This is a genomic window from Ruegeria sp. K7, from assembly GCF_056531785.1.
The window spans coordinates 1-17,836 of sequence record NZ_JBQFMJ010000005.1; the positions used below are offsets into that span (position 1 = coordinate 1).

15 protein-coding genes and 1 pseudogene are annotated in these 17,836 nt (G+C 55.3%); 11 read left to right on the forward strand and 5 right to left on the reverse strand.

The window, feature by feature from the left end:
* The first annotated feature begins 406 nt into the window (after positions 1 to 406).
* The 3 genes and pseudogenes from gcvA (at position 407) to ACR0FE_RS10485 (ending at position 3,175) form a co-directional block, all read left to right on the forward strand.
* Positions 407 to 1,327, forward strand: a complete 921-nt coding sequence (gene gcvA, locus ACR0FE_RS10475) for a transcriptional regulator GcvA (RefSeq protein ID WP_170615434.1) — start codon at positions 407 to 409, stop codon at positions 1,325 to 1,327.
* Positions 1,328 to 1,619: 292 nt separating this feature from the next.
* The gene (locus ACR0FE_RS10480) at positions 1,620 to 2,279 is read left to right on the forward strand and encodes an FMN-dependent NADH-azoreductase (protein ID WP_480912721.1); all 660 of its coding nucleotides are present in this window, start codon (positions 1,620 to 1,622) and stop codon (positions 2,277 to 2,279) included.
* A gap of 188 nt (positions 2,280 to 2,467) precedes the next feature.
* Positions 2,468 to 3,175, forward strand: a pseudogene (locus ACR0FE_RS10485) (IS6 family transposase).
* Between the two features lie 53 nt (positions 3,176 to 3,228).
* Here ACR0FE_RS10485 and ACR0FE_RS10490 read toward each other — a convergent pair.
* The 3 genes from ACR0FE_RS10490 to ACR0FE_RS10500 are packed head-to-tail and all read right to left on the reverse strand — an operon-like array spanning position 3,229 to position 6,277.
* Positions 3,229 to 4,317: an adenylate/guanylate cyclase domain-containing response regulator gene (locus tag ACR0FE_RS10490; RefSeq protein ID WP_170614461.1), complete on the reverse strand. Its 1,089-nt coding sequence runs from the start codon at positions 4,315 to 4,317 to the stop codon at positions 3,229 to 3,231.
* An 8-nt stretch (positions 4,318 to 4,325) separates the two neighbouring features.
* Positions 4,326 to 4,697 carry a response regulator gene (locus tag ACR0FE_RS10495; protein ID WP_170614462.1) on the reverse strand — a complete coding sequence of 124 codons (372 nt, stop codon included), beginning with the start codon at positions 4,695 to 4,697 and terminating at the stop codon, positions 4,326 to 4,328.
* Positions 4,698 to 4,699: 2 nt separating this feature from the next.
* On the reverse strand, positions 4,700 to 6,277 hold the full coding sequence (locus tag ACR0FE_RS10500) for a sensor histidine kinase (RefSeq protein ID WP_480912722.1): 1,578 nt from the start codon (positions 6,275 to 6,277) through the stop codon (positions 4,700 to 4,702).
* Positions 6,278 to 6,371: 94 nt separating this feature from the next.
* Here ACR0FE_RS10500 and ACR0FE_RS10505 point away from each other — a divergent pair, with 94 nt between their 5' ends.
* Positions 6,372 to 6,647: a hypothetical protein gene (locus tag ACR0FE_RS10505; protein ID WP_480912723.1), complete on the forward strand. Its 276-nt coding sequence runs from the start codon at positions 6,372 to 6,374 to the stop codon at positions 6,645 to 6,647.
* An 88-nt stretch (positions 6,648 to 6,735) separates the two neighbouring features.
* On the opposite strand, the gene ACR0FE_RS10510 is transcribed toward ACR0FE_RS10505, so the two are convergent.
* A complete protein-coding gene (locus tag ACR0FE_RS10510; RefSeq protein WP_170614464.1) occupies positions 6,736 to 8,361 on the reverse strand; it encodes a GMC family oxidoreductase N-terminal domain-containing protein in 1,626 nt (541 codons plus the stop codon).
* Between the two features lie 10 nt (positions 8,362 to 8,371).
* Positions 8,372 to 9,472 (reverse strand): LacI family DNA-binding transcriptional regulator, encoded by a 1,101-nt coding sequence (locus ACR0FE_RS10515; RefSeq protein ID WP_480912724.1) that lies wholly within the window; start codon positions 9,470 to 9,472, stop codon positions 8,372 to 8,374.
* A gap of 165 nt (positions 9,473 to 9,637) precedes the next feature.
* Between ACR0FE_RS10515 and ACR0FE_RS10520 the strand changes: the two genes are divergently transcribed.
* The 7 genes from ACR0FE_RS10520 (at position 9,638) to ACR0FE_RS10550 (ending at position 17,834) form a co-directional block, all read left to right on the forward strand.
* Positions 9,638 to 11,104, forward strand: coding sequence for an aldehyde dehydrogenase family protein (locus ACR0FE_RS10520; RefSeq protein WP_480489580.1), 1,467 nt, complete (start codon positions 9,638 to 9,640; stop codon positions 11,102 to 11,104).
* 54 nt (positions 11,105 to 11,158) lie between these two features.
* Entirely contained in the window at positions 11,159 to 12,133 is a 975-nt protein-coding gene (locus tag ACR0FE_RS10525) for an ABC transporter substrate-binding protein (protein ID WP_480489581.1), read from the forward strand.
* Positions 12,134 to 12,200: 67 nt separating this feature from the next.
* Complete coding sequence (locus ACR0FE_RS10530) at positions 12,201 to 13,736, forward strand: sugar ABC transporter ATP-binding protein (RefSeq protein ID WP_480912725.1); 1,536 nt, start codon at positions 12,201 to 12,203, stop codon at positions 13,734 to 13,736.
* Positions 13,721 to 14,698 carry an ABC transporter permease gene (locus ACR0FE_RS10535; RefSeq protein ID WP_480912726.1) on the forward strand — a complete coding sequence of 326 codons (978 nt, stop codon included), beginning with the start codon at positions 13,721 to 13,723 and terminating at the stop codon, positions 14,696 to 14,698. Before ACR0FE_RS10530 ends, ACR0FE_RS10535 begins: the two co-directional genes overlap by 16 nt.
* Before the next feature lie 3 nt (positions 14,699 to 14,701).
* A complete protein-coding gene (locus tag ACR0FE_RS10540; RefSeq protein ID WP_170815683.1) occupies positions 14,702 to 15,700 on the forward strand; it encodes an ABC transporter permease in 999 nt (332 codons plus the stop codon).
* On the forward strand, positions 15,697 to 16,797 hold the full coding sequence (locus ACR0FE_RS10545; RefSeq protein WP_480912727.1) for a mandelate racemase/muconate lactonizing enzyme family protein: 1,101 nt from the start codon (positions 15,697 to 15,699) through the stop codon (positions 16,795 to 16,797). Before ACR0FE_RS10540 ends, ACR0FE_RS10545 begins: the two co-directional genes overlap by 4 nt.
* On the forward strand, positions 16,794 to 17,834 hold the full coding sequence (locus ACR0FE_RS10550) for an alcohol dehydrogenase catalytic domain-containing protein (protein ID WP_170614469.1): 1,041 nt from the start codon (positions 16,794 to 16,796) through the stop codon (positions 17,832 to 17,834). Before ACR0FE_RS10545 ends, ACR0FE_RS10550 begins: the two co-directional genes overlap by 4 nt.
* Positions 17,835 to 17,836 lie beyond the last annotated feature (2 nt).

Below are 17,836 nucleotides of genomic sequence, written 5' to 3' on the forward strand. Positions count from 1 at the left end.
GCCACATCATGCTCTGAACATGCGCCCACCTGTGCCTGAAACCTTATTAGAGAAACCTCAATTTAGTGGTGCCGAACGAGGGGGCTAGACACTGCATTGCGGACGTTGGTGAGAGGCGCGGCGAATGACCGCTATCCACCCGCCATTGGGTTGAGCATGTCCGCTTTGGGCTGCGACCGGTCCTCAACAACCATTGAGATTACGGCGGCTTCGTCCGCATTGCAGACACAGTCCGCACGCAGGAGATTTCAGACATGAAGAACCGAATGCTCTACCTTGGTCTTCTATCTTCTCAAATTAGATGTTTTCACCTCACAGGTGAGAATTTCGCCCACATGTCGACTGGCAATCGGGTTAGAGTAGAGTGGTGAAATAGAGTAACATCAGGAGAGCAAAGCCGCGCGTCATGGCGAAGATACCGTCGTTGAAAAGCATTCAGGCCTTCGAAGCAGCCTGCCGGCATCTGAGTTTCAAGGATGCCGCCGATGAATTATGCGTCACTCCGACTGCCATTTCCCATCAGATCAAATCGCTGGAGGATCAACTTGGGGTGCCCCTGTTTCACCGGCTGACCCGCGCATTGAAACTGACGGAGGATGGGGCAAATTATGCGCCCCACATTATTGAGGCCTTCAAGAACATTGAAGCCGCCTCTCTCGCGCTGGAGGAAGACGACCTTGCGGGCACATTGACAGTCTCAACAACCGGGTCCTTTGCCGCCAACTGGCTTAGCCCGCGGCTGCGAGGCTTTTACGAGAAATACCCGGAGATTTCGGTAAGGGTTCTGTCAAGCGATCAACTGGTGGAATTCAAATCCACCGATGTGGATGTGGCTATTCGGTACGGCTTTGGGGATTATCCGGACAGCAATGTGGCTTGGGTCTTGAATGACTGGGTAGCCCCTGTCTGCAGCGTAGTAAAGGCAAAGTCACTGAGCTCCCCCGAAGATCTTCTGACGTCTCGCCTGATCGAATACAAATGGAGCGGGTTTTCCGATGCGGATCCGAGTTGGGAGCGCTGGATGGACGCGGCTGGCTTGCAGACTGGGGATGTCGAGCCCTATGTCACATATTCCGAGGAACACATCTGCTTGCTCACGGCAAGCGATGGTCATGGTGTGGCCCTGGTCAGCCTTTTGGCCGCCGCGCGTTTTCTGGAACGCAATGTGCTGGTCGCCCCCTTTGACACTGCATTGAAGAACAAGAGCTATTTTCTCGTCTGTCCGGAAACGTACGCCAATCGTGCACGCGTTCGTGTGTTCCGGGAATGGCTATTGGACCAAGCAGATGAGTTTCGCGACAGCGCTGTTGGTCAAAGATTTTTTTGAAGATTAGCGCGTCCGCAACGATCTAATCCGTCGCTTGAATTTTTGTCATTTCTAAATTGCCGAGAAGCATGCGTTTCTGAACCCGTGGGCAGGAGTTCTTGCGCATGTAAGTTTTAACACTTCCCAACAAGGACTCGGATGTACTTGCGACGGGGTCTTACCTGGAGAAGATTTTTTCAGCGACTAGAGATGGCTGAGGTCAGTTCATTCTATTCAGAATTCTCTTCATTTGTACCTGCACGTTACTGCCTTCACGTTTGAATGGTTCATTGCAAACTGACTAGGTGACAAGATGACCACAATCCTGAGAATTGACGCCAGCGTACGCCGCACCGACAACCCCGTTTCGGCCTATAACTCCATTTCCCGCGCATTGGCGGACAGTTTCGTAGAAGAATGGAAAACGGTTGATCCGGACGTCGAAATTATTCTGCGTGATGTCGGAATGGCACCACCAGATTTCATTTCCAACGATTGGATCGCGTCTGTCTTTACAGCAGAAAAAGAACGCACTCGTGAACAGAGCGCTTTGGTCAGCTTGTCTGACACGCTGATTGACGAACTCGACCGCTCCGACATCCTGCTGATTTCGACGCCCATGTACAACTATGGCATGCCCGCAGCCCTGAAGGCTTGGTTTGATCAGATCATCCGGATCAATAAGACATTTACGTTTGATTTGGCGCGTGGCGACTTCCCTCTGGAACCGATCATGTCAGGCAAAACCCTGGTGCTGCTGACATCGGCTGGCGAATTCGGTTTTGAGGACGGTGGGATTCGCAATGACTCGGGTCACCTTTCTGCGCATATCAGCACATTGCGCAAGTACCTGGGCGCAGAACGCATGTTCGAAGCTGCGGCCGAGTATCAGGAATTTGCCGATGAGCGTCACAAAGCTTCGGTTGCCTCAGCTCAGGCCCGGGCACGTCATATTGCGCGTGAGCTTGCCTAACCGTTAGCAGACCGGCAACTGGAGATGTCTATGGCCACGAATACAATTCCCGGGGACGCTTCACCGGAGCGTTGCTTGCTCGACTGATCGAAAAACCTGACGCGCATTACTTTTTGTGCGGACCAGTCAGTGGTCTTGTCAGAAGAACTTGGGTTGAGCGGGGCAGGGCGGTTGCGTAGCTTTTTCAAATGACTAATCCTGCCTCTTTCAAGTATTTTAAAACCAGCCCCGAAATCATCCGCCTTGCAGTGATGTTATACATCCGTTTCCCGCTCTCGCTTCGGAACGTCGAAGATCTGCTGCATGAGAGAGGCATCGACGTGAGCCACGAAACTGTTCGATATTGGTGGAACAGGTTTGGTCCAATGTTTGCAGCTGAGATCCGACGGAAGCGTGTTCAGCAACTGCGCGTATTCTCCAAATGGAAGTGGCACGTTGACGAGGTTTTCGTGAAGGTGAATGGCAAGCGGCATTGTCTTTGACGGGCTGTTGATCACGAAGGTGAGGTGCTGGAAGCCGTTGTCACCAAACGCCGAAATAAAGCTGCAGCACTGAAATTCCTAAAGAAATTGATGAAGCGACACGGTTGCGCCGAGGAGGTCGTCACAGATCGCTTCGCTTCCTACAAGGCAGCGCTCAGAGAAATGGGCGCGCTCGATAAACAACAGACGGGCAGGTGGTTCAACAACCGCGTCGAAAATTCGCACCTGCCGTTTCGACGACACGAACGCGCGATGCTGCGTTTCAGGCGCATGCGAAGTTTACAGAAATTCGCCTCCGTCCATTCCTCTGTCTACAACCACTTCAACCAGGAAAGATCGCTAGCCAGTCGAGACACCTTCAAGCTGACCCGCGCCGCCGCTCTTAGCGAGTGGCGTCAACTTTGTTCCGGATAGGTTCGCGGTTTCCGCGGCAAACTGAGACTGGTTCGAATTCGTCTGACAGCAACTTAAATCAGTAGCCGAAACACAGGAACCTTACCTGCCAGTCCTTTGAATTCCTGATCCCTCAAAAATTGTGTTTTCTTGGATGTTCCTAACGCTTCAACAATCGACGCATCGACTAGTGTTTCGGCAGCCTCCGCGTGTTCACATAGGCGAGCTGCAAGGTTTGGTACTTCTCCAATGGCCGCATAGTCGAACCGACCTTCAAATCCGATACAGCCAATAGTGGTTTCACCCTTGGCGATACCTATTCCGAGACCTAAGCCCGATCCCCCCTTTTGAAAGGGACCAAGCGCGTTTGCGACAGCGACATGCAGCTCGCTCGCAAAGATGACAGCCTGGCCCGTAGGATCGCGTGCCGGCAGCGGGGCATTAAATAGAACAACGATGCCGTCGCCTAAGAAACGCTCAAGTGTGCCCTGATGTCGTTCAATCAATGGTCCAGCGCAATTGTGAAATACGTTGAGGGCTTCCAGCACAACTCGAGGTTCAGAGGCTTCCGTAAAAGCCGAGAATCCCCTTAGATCAGCAAACAAAACGACGATGTCCGCTCTTCGGTTCTTAAGAATAGCACTGTCGTCACCAACCGAAATAATTTCTTCTGCCACTTGCCTTGGTAGGAAACGGCGCAAGCGATTGAACCGCTCAATCTGATTAATCTGTTGATTTACTCGTTTTTCGAGTTCCTTGTTCCAGCTCTGCACCTCGTCATGCAAAGCTTTTATTCGAAGCATTGAACGTACACGAGCAATGAGAGCGATGGTGTCGACTGGTTTGGTGAGATAGTCATTTGCACCAGCCTCAAGCCCTTGCACCATATCTTCAGTGTTCGAACGAGCTGTTACCAGAACTACCGGAATAAAGGGGATTAGGGGGTCCATTCTCAACCTTCGACAGACTTCGAAACCGTCCATCTTAGGCATCATTACGTCTAGCAAGATCAAGTCGGGCAAAAAATCAATAACTTTTTCTAGAGCGTCTTCGCCATCTATGGCCTCGGCGGTACTATAACCATTCGCGTTAAGGCGCATTGTCAGCTGGTTGCGATTGTCTTGCTGGTCATCGACAATCAAAATGAGTGGTGGGTCTTTCATTTTATCATTCAGACCTCTCCAACGAACGTTATGACTTTGGCTAGCAGAGCACGCGGACTGTAGGGCTTGGCAACATAATCATCGCATCCGGCTTCCCGTGCTTTTGTTTCGTCGCCAGACAAAGCAAAGGATGTTACCGCGATGATTGGAATGTTCGCGCCTTTGGGATGCTTCTTTATCCGGCGAGTGGCATCGTAACCGTCTAATTCTGGCATCTGAATATCCATTAAGATTAGATCGGGCTTTTCAGCAATCGCTCGATCTATTCCTTGCGCTCCGTTTTCGGCCTCTAGAACTTCGAAGCCGTGACTGCCTAGAAGGTCTCGAAGTATGCGTCTGTTGTCGGTCTGGTCTTCTATAACAAGTATTCTTTTAGACATGCTCAGCTCCTCGTAACCTGGACGGGGAGTACAACAGTGAATGTCGAACCGTTGCCAGGGCTGCTGGCGACTTCAATTCGCCCACCGTGCATTTCTGCGATCTTTCGAGAGATAGACAGACCAAGGCCAGTACCCCCGGCGGCACGCGTAGATGAAGCGTCAGCTTGCTTGAATTCCAGGAAAACCTCATCAATTTGCTCAACGGCAATTCCAACTCCCGTATCAATTACGGTTACTACAAACCGCCGATTATGGCGTGCCAAGTTTATTTCGACGTAACCCTTGTCAGTGAACTTTACGGCATTTCCGACGATGTTAAGTAAGACCTGTCTAATGCGCCCAGCGTCGCCATGCCCAGCGGGAAGTCCGCTTTCTAATTTGGTTCGGATTTCCAGTTCCTTGCTTGCTGCGATGGGTTTAATCGTGGAAACAACGTCTTTGAGGACCTCAGACATCGAATATATGCCCAGTGTCAGTTCGAGTGCTCCGGCTTCAATCTTTGAAATATCAAGAACATCGTTGATCAATGACAGTAGGATTTTACCATTCACTTCCACCCGATGCAGCGGATCGTCGATTTTTTTGGGCACCGGGCCATAAATTCCATCCCGGATCATTTCTGTGTATCCGAGGATCGAATTCATCGGAGTTCGCAATTCATGACTCATATTGGCGAGAAATTGCGACTTATGCAGGTTTGCAGTCTCAAGCTCATCGTACAGCGTGCCCAAACGCTCTGTCATACGATCGGCGCTGCGAGCGAGATCACCAAGCTCGTCGGTGCTATTAATACTTGCACGGGCGGTAAAATCGCCTTGAGCAACTTTTCTTAGCGTGACCCGGATTCGCTCAATCGTACGGATCAAAGATTTGCTGATCAGGAAACCAAGCGAAATAGCAATAACGACTGCAATCCCAGCTGAGACAAGCACAATTCGCCGTGATTGATAAAACGCGTTTTGGTTAACTAATGCTTTCGAGCGCATACCGTCGCGCAAAAGCAGGTATCGTTTCTCTATGAGATTGTCCAAAGACATAATTATTGGGACCAGTTGCAACTCGAATATTGATTTGGCAACTACAATCTGTCCAGCTTCATATTGCTCAACGATATCAAGGCCTATTCGTTTTATTTCTTGAGTTTTTCGCGACACTTCCGCGGTTTCATCGTTCGAAAAGAGGCTGAGGTCCGGTCGGTCCCTTGTCTCGATGAGATGGCCAAGCGACTGAATAACATGCAGCTTATCTTTAAAAAAGCGTGCACTGTCGCCAAGCATGGTGTTGCCTCCAGTCTCGGCAAATATCGCTGTTCCATTCAACCAGATTTCTTGCAGACTGCTATCAAACACCTTTAGATTTGATAGCCGTACCTGATCTTGAAGCAACTCAGCAGTTCGAAGGTTCGCTTTGCGCAACTCAGATAGCCCGGTGAACGCCAAAATTAGCATTAACCCGACAATTCCAAGTAATGCGACCAGCAACTTGGTTCTTATCTTTATGTGAAGCCCGCTGGGTGAACTGGCAGAGGTTACATTTGGGCTATCTGCGGCTTTCACGAAATCAGAAGTTTTAGCAGTCATACAATCGGTCCCGACAGTATTGATCGGATATGCAATTGATTAATTATGCATCAGAATTGCCAGAACGCAAAACCATTGAAAAAACTCAGGAAAGTTGAATGGTTATGCCTATGGGGAAAAGCGTCTTGTGAATTGGAACTTTCGGCTCGTTACCGACACTTGCTTCTACAAGTATGAAATCCCGCTGTTGGAAGATACACCTTACAACGCTGCGGTGTTTCCATATCTGGTAGCCACTTTTGGGTTGAGGTCGATGGCACTCAATATGCGTCCGAAAGTGCTGGAAGCCATTTTAAGGAACGCCCAAACAGTAGCCCAAAAACAAATGGCTAGACAATTGGGTGAGTATCGGTGTGCAGCCAGCCTTTAAAGAAGTCTCGAGCGCAAACTCATCTATCGTAATAGTTTTTGTCGCTTGGGCCAAAGCGAAACCGCAGCTACAACCTAGGTCGCTTTAGTCACCTCAACTTTTCGCAAATTCCTAGGATCAGGTCAGCGCACCGTTCGCCCAGCATCATGGCAGGTGCGTTTGTGTTGCCGGCGTTGATGTCGGGCACGGCTGACATGTCGCACACCCGCAGTCTCTCGATCCCGCGCACACGCATCCTGGCGTCCAGCACGGCCATTCTGTCGCCGTCCCGGCCCATTTTGGCGGTGCCCGCCGGGTGATAGTTGGTTTTTACGAACCGCTTGCAGTGTGCTCGCAGCGTTTGGTCGTCATCCCCTGTCGGAATGACGATTTCGCGGATCCTTTGTGCGAGCGGGCCCGACGCGAATGCTTGACGAAAGAACCGCTGCCCCTGGATCATCTCCTGCATGTCGTCTTCATGCTTCAGAAGGTTGGGCGAGACCACCGGCATGGCGAGAGGATCGATCGAGCGAAGCCGAACCTCTCCGCGTGATTTCGGTTTGACTACGACGGTCGTAACGGTCAGGCCAAAGTCATCCTGCACCTCGTCCAGCGCGTCGCGATCCAGATAGACGATGGGCACGCAAAAGGCTTGAATGGTCGGTTCTCCATCGGGGTTAGACGGATTGACGAAGGCACCAGCTTCGACCCCGGCCGAAGTCACCGGGCCGCTGCCGAACAGTTTGAACTGGATGCCGTTGCGAAGCATCCGCCAGCCCTCACCTTGTTTGAAATATCCGTATGGACCGTTGGCAAAGGCAGTGATGGGAACTTCGGGGTGGTCGATCAGGTTCTGACCGACCCCGGGCAGTGGGCAGGCCACGGGAATGCCGTATTCGGCAAGATGTGCATCCGGCCCGATACCCGACAGCATTAGAATTTTCGGTGTGACCAGAGCGCCCGCCGCAAGGACAACCTCACCATCACACCGCACGGTGTGCGACCCGCGTTTGTCGCGATACTGCACCCCGACGGCCCTTTCGTTTTCGATGATGACTTTGCTGACCGTTGCGCCAAGCCGGATGGTCAAGTTCGGGTTTGTCTCAAGTGGGGCGAGGAAAGCATAGGCTGACGAGCTGCGCTTTCCGGCACGATTGGTGAACTGATAGAACCCGACACCGCGCTGCGTTGCGCCATTGAAGTCCGTGTTGAATGGTTCACCAAGTGCCTGCACCGACTGAACGAACCAACGGGACATGTCGTCGATATACCCCGGATCCGAGACCTGCACCGGACCGTCGCTGCCATGCAGGTCATTGTGAAGCCTGTTGTTGTCTTCCATTCTGCGGAAATAGGGCAGCACATCGTCCCATCCCCAACCGACCCCGTCGTTGGTCCGTCGCAGCAGGTCGTCCCACGCGTCATAGTCGGAAGGGCGACCGCGCATGTAGACCTGCGCATTCACTGACGACCCGCCGCCCAGTACGTTGGCTTGCGGAATGTCATGCACGCGGCCGTCTAGGTGGTCTTGCGGTTCGGTCTGGTGGTAGGTCATGAACTTGGACCCGTTGATCATCTTGAAAATACCCGGCGGCATGTCCAGCAACGGATGGCGGTGCGAATGCCCGGCCTCCAGCACCAGAACCCTGCACTTGCCCTGGTTGACCAGTCGCGCGGCAGCTGAGGCACCGGCAGAGCCGCCGCCGATGACGATGTGATCGAAAGTTTCCGTCATGATGTCGCCTTCAGGTCCGGCGTTTGGGTTTGCTGATCGAGTCGCGCTCGACCAGTTCGCATTCAAGTTTCACGAGTGGGTGCCTCCGACCATCTGTCGGCCCATGGAACAGCTGTTCGACGACCCAGCGTCCCATCGCCCTGGTGGGAAGGATCATCGAGGTTAGAGGCGGCGACAGGTGTCGCGCGGTTTCGTCATCGTCAAATCCGATGACCGAGATGTCCTCGGGGGTGGACAGGCCAAGCTCCTTGAGCGCCTCATAGCAACCGATTGCCATGCGGTCATTCTGACAGAAAATGGCGGTTGGCGGAGAGGGCAGGTCCATCAATTCACGCGTGGCGGCATATCCGGCGCTGGGCAACCAATTGCCTTCGACAACCAAGTCCTCGTCGAATGGAATGTCCGCGGAAGCCAAGGCGTTTCTGTACCCGGTGGTTCGTCCCGCGGCGCATTCCATGAACGGCTCGCCAGTGATAGTGGCGATCCGTTTGTGCCCGGCCTTGATCAGAGCGTTGGTCGCCGTATGTCCGGCAGCGACTTCGCCGGGGATCACCGCAGGAAAAGAGAGGTCGTCGCAAAAGCAGTTCAGCAGCAGAACTGGGGTTGCGGTTTGCGTGAGGATTTCCGGAACGACCACCCGCCGGGTGAAAACGGTTGCGTAAATGATGCCCGCAACCTGTTGGTCGAGGAAATACCGGAGCGTATTGGGCTCGATCTCGGGGTCGTTTTGGGTTTCTGCCAGCAATACAAGATTTCCGGTGTCCCGAACGGCTTGTTTCACGCCGTTAAACGCGTTTACCATTTCAGGGCTCGACGCCAGATCATCCACGACAAAAGCTATGGTGCCGCCTAGTGCCGAGGGTCGACGCGCGCTGTCCTGGGGTTTCCTGATTTGAGGGGGCATGGCGTATCCAAGCGTGTTTGCGGCATCCAGTACTCGTTGCTTTGTGTCCTCGGAGATTTTGACGGAATCGTTTTTGTTGAGAACCAGCGATACTGTCGTCTGCGAGCATCCGGCGACGCGCGCAATGTCGTGCATCGTTACGCGCTGCCGGCCCGCGACTCGCCCCACACCCCTGTGCTGCCCGGCTTTGTTCGCTTGATCGTTCATCGTTCAACCTTTTTGTTCGCATTCTTTTTATCGACTATGCGGGGGGCGTGCAACTAATATTAGTCAGAGTTAACTAATATTAGTGTTGACGAAATAATATTATTAGTGTTTTGATCGCAGTGCGGTCACCGTTGTGGTCTGGCCGAGCAGGTGCGGGAGGCGAAATTGCGGTCTGTAGTGGGGGAGTTGGGTCAAGTCGTTCGGCATTCGATGTTCATCGATGGCCGCTTTACCGACTTTGACGCGGACACGGTTGGTGTCGAGAACCCTGCAAATGAAGAGATCGTTGCGCAAGTTCCAGATGGCGCCGCCGCTCATGCGGATGCGGCGGTCGACGCGGCCCATCGGGCATTTGGCTCATGGTCCTCGCGCCCGGCGATCGAGCGGGCGCGGCTGGTCCTGAAGCTCGCCGAGGCCGTCCGGGTCGACGCCACGCGCCTGGCAGCCCTGATCACGACCGAGCAGGGCAAGCCGATCTCGCAAGCTCGAGGTGAAGTGGATGCCGCCGTTACTTTTCTTTGTCATGCGGCTGAAGAGGCCCGGAGGATTTCGGGTGACATAGTGGCATCGGACAACAAGTCCGAGGAAATTCAGATCCGGCGTCATCCTTATGGTGTTGTTGTTGCGTTGACGGCCTGGAACTATCCGTTGGCATTGGCCGCCAGGAAAATCGGGCCTTCGCTGGTCGCGGGCAACACCGTTGTTCTGTTGGGGCACGAAATCACGCCGCTGTCCGGTCTTGCGATCGCCGAGCTTGCCGACAAGGTCGGGTTTCCGCCGGGTGTTCTGAATGTTCTGACAGGCAAGGGGCCGGTGGTAGGGCAGCGGTTGGTCGAACACCCCGATACGTCACTAATCACGATGACCGGCAGCACACGCGCCGGGAAAGAGATTTTTCGCGCAGCGGCCAACCGGATCAAGGTTGTCCGGCTCGAGCTTGGCGGTAAGGCTCCGCTCATTGTGATGGAGGATGCGGATATTGACGCCGCCGTTTCGGCCGCCGTTGCCGCCCGGTTTGCCAATTGCGGCCAGATTTGCACCTGCAACGAGCGTATGTATCTGCATCGCGGCATTGCGGATCAGTTCTTGGAAAAATTCGTGTCCGCGGCCCGCGCTTTGTCGATCGGGGATCCGATTGAAGACTGCGATTTGGGTCCCAAAGTCAGCAAGGTCGAAGTGACCAAGGTCGCCGAGATCATCCAGCGCAGCATCGACGAAGGAGCCACGGTTCATCTTGCAGGCGGGCCCCTGATGGACGGGGCGCACCATAAGGGGCACTGGATGTCCCCGACGGTTCTTGAGGTCTCAGACAACGGCAATGCCGCGATGCAAGAGGAGGTCTTTGGCCCCGTGGCGACAGCCATGCGAGTCGAGGATTTTGATCAGGCGATAGACTTTGCGAATGACACATTATTCGGGCTGTCTGCCTATCTCTTTACGGCATCGCACCGGCGATTGATGGAGGCCCCGAACCGTTTGAATTTTGGCGAATTGTACCTGAACCGCTCCAATGGCGAGGCCGTGCAGGGATTTCACACCGGTTGGGGTCTGTCCGGGGTTGGGGGCGAAGACGGCGCTTATGGCTTCGATGGGTATCTGAGGAAACAAACGACTTACATGAATTGGGCATGACCTAAAACTCGCGGTCAAAACGGAGGCGACCGCACCAATGGAGGAGGAATAAACATGAAACGCAGAACTCTTTTGATCTCGACGGTTGTGGCGGGTGCACTTTTGGGCACCACGGTGATCGCGCAGGATCTGCCACCGCTTGAGCAGAAGGATCGCTACAAAGTCGGCTTTGCGCAGATGGAGTCGAACAACCCGTGGCGCATTGCCGAGACCAAATCGTTCCATGACACGGCCGAAGCCTGTGGCTGGGATCTGATCGCGACGGATGCGGCCGGTTCTGCGGCAAAGCAGGTTGCGGATGTGGACAGCATGATCGCCCAAGGCATCGACGTTCTGTTCCTTCCCCCGCGGGAAGAAAAGCCTTTGATCCCAGCCGTTATGAAGGCCCGTGCTGCGGGAATCCCGACCTTTTTGGTGGACCGCTCGGTTGATCCGGCCGTAGCCAAGCCTGGCGAGCATTTCGTAGCGTTCCTGGGGTCGGATTTCATCGATCAGGGCAACCGGGCGGCACAATGGCTGATGGAGAATTTCGACGGCGACAAGGGCGTCATCGTCCAGTTGGAAGGCACGACTGGTTCTTCGCCTGCAAATGACCGCAAAAAGGGTTTCGACGACGCGATTGCAGAGGATGACCGCTTTGCGATTGTGGCTTCTCAGACCGGTGACTTTGCGCGCGACCTGGGTCGTCAGGTGATGGAGACCCTGCTGCAGGCGCATCCCGACGTGAACGTGGTCTACGCCCACAATGACGAAATGGCGATTGGCGCGATCCAGGCTCTGGAACTGGCCGGCCGCAAGCCCGGCGAGGACGTGACCATTGTTTCGATCGATGGGACACGCGATGCGCTTCAGGCTATCATCGATGGCAAGATGGGGGTCACGGTGGAAAGCTCGCCCTTCTTCGGTCCTCTGGCTTGTGAAGTCATGAACAAATACGCGGCTGGCGAGACGATCCCGGAATGGGTGAAAGTCGAAGATCGCATCTTTACCAAGGATAACGCGGCCGATCACATCGACGAAGCCTATTGATTCTCCCTGGCGGGTGGTGCTGGCCTGTGGTTGGCGCCGCCTGCAAGCAATCGGAGGAAGACATCTCATGAATGCGCTCGTCTCGATGTCGGGAGTTGAAAAGTCTTTTGCCGGCGTACCGGCACTGAGTCAGGCCAGCCTGAAGATCGCAGCTGGCGAGGTTCACGCGCTGATCGGCCAGAACGGTGCCGGTAAATCGACGATGATCAAAGTTCTGACCGGAGTTTACGACCGGGATGCCGGCGACGTCCATCTGGCGGGTGTGCCAAGCCGCATTTCTACCCCACGCGAAGCGCAGGAATCCGGAATTGCCACGATCTATCAAGAGCTCAACCTGGTGCCGCTGCGGTCAGTGACCGAGAACATCATCATGGGGTATGAGCCCAAACGTCTCGGCTTTCTGGTCGACTGGCGCGAGGGCAACAGGCGCGCACGCGAGGTTCTTGCGCGCTTTGGCATAGATATTGACGTGACCGAGCCGCTTGGAAATTTCTCGACAGCGATCCAGCAGTTGGTTGCGATTGCGCGGGCTGTTTCTCTGGACGCGAAACTTGTCATCATGGACGAACCCACGTCGTCGCTGGATGCCAGCGAGGTCGAGGTTTTGTTCGGTGTGGTGCGCGAGTTGAAGAAACAGGGCGTGTCTGTTCTGTATGTCTCGCATTTCCTCGATGAGCTGTTCCAAATCTGCGATCGGGTTACAACGATGCGAGACGGGCGCACCGTCAGCACGCGTACCGTCAAGGACACGACCAAACTGGAAATGATCGCGGACATGCTGGGCCGCAACACGGATGAGATCGCGGCGGACGGTCTAACTGACTTTGCGGGTGCCAAGGCCAAGAAAGGAGATATCGTTTTGCGGGCTGACTCTGTTTCGACAGGCCCGCGATTGACGCATTTCGACCTTACGCTCCATCGCGGCGAAATCGTTGGGCTGGGCGGGTTGCTGGGCTCTGGCCGGACCGAGGCGGCGCGCGCTTTGTTTGGAGTGGACGGGGCCCGCAGTGGCGCGATCGAGTTGCATGGCTCGGTCGGGCAACCGCCCGGACCGGGTGACGCGATTGCAAACGGGGTCGGCTTTCTGACCGAAGATCGCAAGGCCGAAGGGATCATTCCTGACATGTCCGTTCGCGAAAATATGACGCTGGCCCTGCTGCCGAAACTGGCCAGTCGTGGTCAAATCGACTTTGCCCGCGAGTGCGAGATCGTTCAGGCCTTCATCGACGATCTGGGCATCAAGGCGGCGCATATGGACCAACCCATTCGCGAATTGTCCGGCGGCAACCAGCAGAAGGTGCTGCTTGCCCGTTGGCTGGCGACGCAACCCGACATCCTGATACTCGACGAGCCGACCCGAGGCGTGGATGTCGGCGCCAAGCGAGAGATCCAATCGTTTATTCGGTCTTACGTCGAGAAGGGGTTCGGCGTCGTACTCATCAGTTCGGAATTCGAAGAACTGGTGGAAGGCGCCGACCGCATCGTAGTCATGCACGAGGGGCGCTCGGTCAAGGAACTGACCAACCCCGGGATTACCGAGAACATACTGGTGCGCGCGCTTGCGCATCATGAAGAAGGAACTGGTTCATGGACCGCGCAATGAAGTTGCCGCAACGGGTCGCATCGATGCCCTTCCGCTTTCACGGCGGTATCGCCGCGTTGGTCGCCCTGCTGGTGTTCAACGCGTTTTTCACCCCCAATTTCCTGCAGTTGCAGACCCTGTTTGTGAATATCAGCCAGGTTGCCACTATCGCCATCGTGGCCATGGGCATGACGCTGGTAATCGCCACGGGTGGGATCGATCTGTCGGTTGGTGCGGTCATGGCACTGGCGGGGGCGCTGGCCCCGCTGATCTTTCTGTCGGATCTGGGCGCCGCTAATCCGATGCTAGGCGTAACTTTGGCCATTGTCCTGCCGCTGTTCGTCGCGGGGCTATGCGGGGTGTTCAACGGCGTGATGGTTGCCTTATTGAACGTGCAGCCCATTGTGGCAACGCTCATTCTCTTCATCTCTGGTCGCGGTATTGCCCAGGTTTTGACGAACGGAAACCTGCAGACATTTTCAAACCCTTCATTCAGTTATCTTGGAACCGGCAAGGTGTTTGGCTTGCCGTTCCAAGGTTGGCTGGCGCTGGCCATTGCCTGTGTGCTGTTTTGGGTGATCACCAGAACCACATGGGGCCGTTACCTGCTAACCATCGGCGGCAATGAACGCGCGGCCTATCTGTCGGGTGGTCCTGTCCGACGGGTCAAGATCGGGGCTTATGCCATCTGCGCGGCGCTTGCGGGCCTGGCCGGTCTGATCGTGGTTGCTATCAACTCGGCCTCGGACGCTGCGCGCAACGGCAATCTGATGGAGCTTGATGCCATCGCGGCCGCGGTTGTTGGCGGTGCTCTTTTACAAGGCGGGCGGGCGCCGATCTTTGGTGCCATACTGGGAGCCGTCATCATCCAGTTGGTCAAATATACGTTGTTGGCCAACGGGGTAGAGGACGAAGTTGCATTAATCGCTAAGGCCGTTATCATTATCCTGGCCGTTTGGGTCCAGCAGTTCCGGCGGGCTTGACTGATGTTGGATGAAACGGCTTTTGACCTGCGAAAGTACCTTCGGCGCAATTCGGCTTCGGTGACGGTGTGGCTCGCACTGCTGGCTTTGATCCTGTTCGGGCTGATGCGCTATGAAAACTTTGGCAGCGCCTACAATTTCTCGTCTTTCCTGAATTACAACGCGATGTTCATTGCGATCGCACTGGGCATGTGTTTCGTGATCATGACCGGCGGGATTGATCTATCGGTCGGATCCGTTGCGGCCTTTACGTCGGTTGTTGCGGCCTATCTCAGCCCCTACGGGATTCAGGTTGCCTTGCCGGGGGCCGTTCTTGCCGGGGTTGGTTTCGGGGCGATCAACGCCTTTTGTATAATCATCCTTCGAATCCCGCCCTTCATCGCCACATTGGCGACCATGTTGGCCGCCAAAGGCGGCGCATTGGTGATTTCGGGCGCCCAGACAATTTCGGTCGATTGGGGGTCGAACTTCACCAAGCTTGGCATGGGGCAGGCGTTCGGCCTGTTTCCATGGACAATCGTCATCGTGGCCGGACTGACCCTGGCACTTTGGTTGGTGCTGGAAAGGACAACCATCGGGCGGACCGTCTTGGCGATCGGTGGCAGCGAGGATGCCTCGAACCTAATGGGCCTGAAAGTCAATCGCGCCAAGGCTTTCGTCTACCTGCTGTCGGGGGGCTGCGCGGGGCTGGCCGGAGTCTTTTTGGCCTCGGGTTTTGGAGCCGGACAACCCCTTGAGGGTATCGGATGGGAATTGTCGGCCATCGCGTCCGTCGTGGTGGGCGGCACTTTGTTGACGGGTGGGATGGGTTCGATCCCTGCGACGGTGGCCGGTGCGCTGTTGCTGGGGCTGGTCTTCAACGTTCTGAACTTTGAAAACGGTCAGGGCACAATCAGTTTCAGTGCCTATTGGCAGATGGTCATACGTGGAGGCTTTCTATTTGCGGTCATCCTTTTACAGTCTCGGGTTATTGCCAGGCAGCAGAAGGTCTTGGGTTCATGAATCGTATAGAAAGTGTTTCAGCGCGGCTGTTCAACGTTCCGCTCGCTGAGGTCCTGGTCGATGCCAAACATGGGGATCACACGTTTTTTCAATTGATCACAGTCACCATTCAAACCTCGGATGGGGTCGAGGGGGTCGGGTATACCTATACGGGGGGCAAGGGTGGTCATGCCATCCTAGCGATGATCCAGCATGACCTGGCGCCGTTCCTTGTAGGACAAGACGCCGAACAGATCGAAAGCCTGTACGACGCCATGCAGTGGCATGTGCACTACGTCGCACGGGGCGGGATCGCCTCGTTTGCCATCTCGGCCGTGGATATTGCATTGTGGGACATTCGCGGCAGAACGCAGAATGCGCCATTGTGGCAGATGGCCGGCGGAGCGTCCAAACGTTGTAACGCCTACGCCGGCGGGATCGACCTGAATTTCTCGTTAGAGAAACTGCTGCACCAGACCGAAGGGTACCTTGCGCGTGGGTTCAACGCAGTCAAGATCAAAGTCGGTCAACCAGACCTGGCCGACGATCTTGCACGTGCCCGGGCGGTGCGCGAGATGCTGGGCCCGGACCGGTTCTTCATGGTCGACGCGAATTACTCTATGAGCGTCGAAGAGGCCATCGTGGCTGCCAGAGGGTTTACCGACTGCGATATTCTGTGGTTCGAGGAACCGACCGTTCCAGACGACTACAAAGGTTATGGCCGAATTGTCGAAGCGACGGGCGTACCCCTTGCCATGGGTGAAAACCTACACACCATACACGAATTCGAATACGCTTTTGATGACGCGAAGCTGAGTTTCATCCAGCCCGATGCCTCAAACTGCGGTGGGATCACCGGCTGGCTGCGCGTGGCCGCGCTAAGCGCACAGCACGGCATTCCGGTTTGCAGTCATGGGATGCAAGAACTGCACGTCAGCCTTGTTTCTGCACAACCCAACGCAGGGTGGCTAGAAGTACACTCATTCCCGATAGACCAGTACACGACCCGTCCGCTGGTTGTGGAAGAATGTCTGGCCGTGGCCCCGGATACCCCAGGAACGGGAGTGGAATTCGACTGGGACAAATTGAATGCGGAACACAAGGAGATGCATAAATGACGACCCAGACGATCTCTGCGGCATACTACAGGGGCAATAAGAGCTTTGCTGTAGAGCAAGCCCAAGCGACAGATCCGGGCTCCGGCGAGGCTGCCATTCGCGTTGCCTATTGTGGGATTTGCGGGACGGATATGCACGTCTACCACGGCAACATGGATGCTCGTGTCGGCCTGAACCGGGTGATTGGGCATGAGATGTCAGGTGTCGTCGAAGCGGTGGGCGAGGGCGTCGATACGGTCGTACCCGGCCAGAAGGTCGTTGTCCGACCGCTTGATCACTGCGGAGGATGTCCAGCTTGTAAACGGGGGCATCAGCATATCTGTCAGAACCTCAAGTTTCTCGGCCTCGACACAGATGGCGCCATGCAAGAAATCTGGACCGTTCCGGCCCACACGTTGCACGTTCTGCCGGATGACTTGCGCATGGATCATGCAGCACTGATCGAGCCGGTCGCCGTTGCTTGCCACGATGTGCGCTTGTCTGGCCTGCAACCTGGCGAGGACGTCGTCGTCATCGGCGGCGGCCCGATCGGCATCCTGGTTGCCATGGTTGCACGGGACGCGGGCGGAAACGTCGTGATTTCCGAAGTGAACCAAAACCGTCTGGCGATTGCCGAAAAGCTTGGTTTCGACACGATCAACCCAACCGAAACCGATCTGGTGTCCACAATCAACGCGCGCACGGGCGACAAAGGGGCAGATGTGGTTTTCGAAGTGTCGGGAACGCAGCCCGGTGTCGATGCGATGACCGCCGTTGCCGCGACGCGGGCTCGGATCGTAATGGTCGCGATCCATGCCCAAAAGCCCCAGATCGACCTGTTCCAGTTCTTCTGGCGAGAGCTGCAACTGATCGGTGCGCGGGTCTATGAGCCAGAGGATTACGAGAAAGCCATCGCAGTTGTCGCCTCGGGCGGAGTGGACGCGGATGTTGTGATTACTGACGTCAGCCCTCTGGCAGACATTCAGGCCGCGTTTGAAGCACTGGATCGCAGTCCAACCGCAATGAAAAGCCTGATCGAAGTAGGACCGCGTTCATGAGT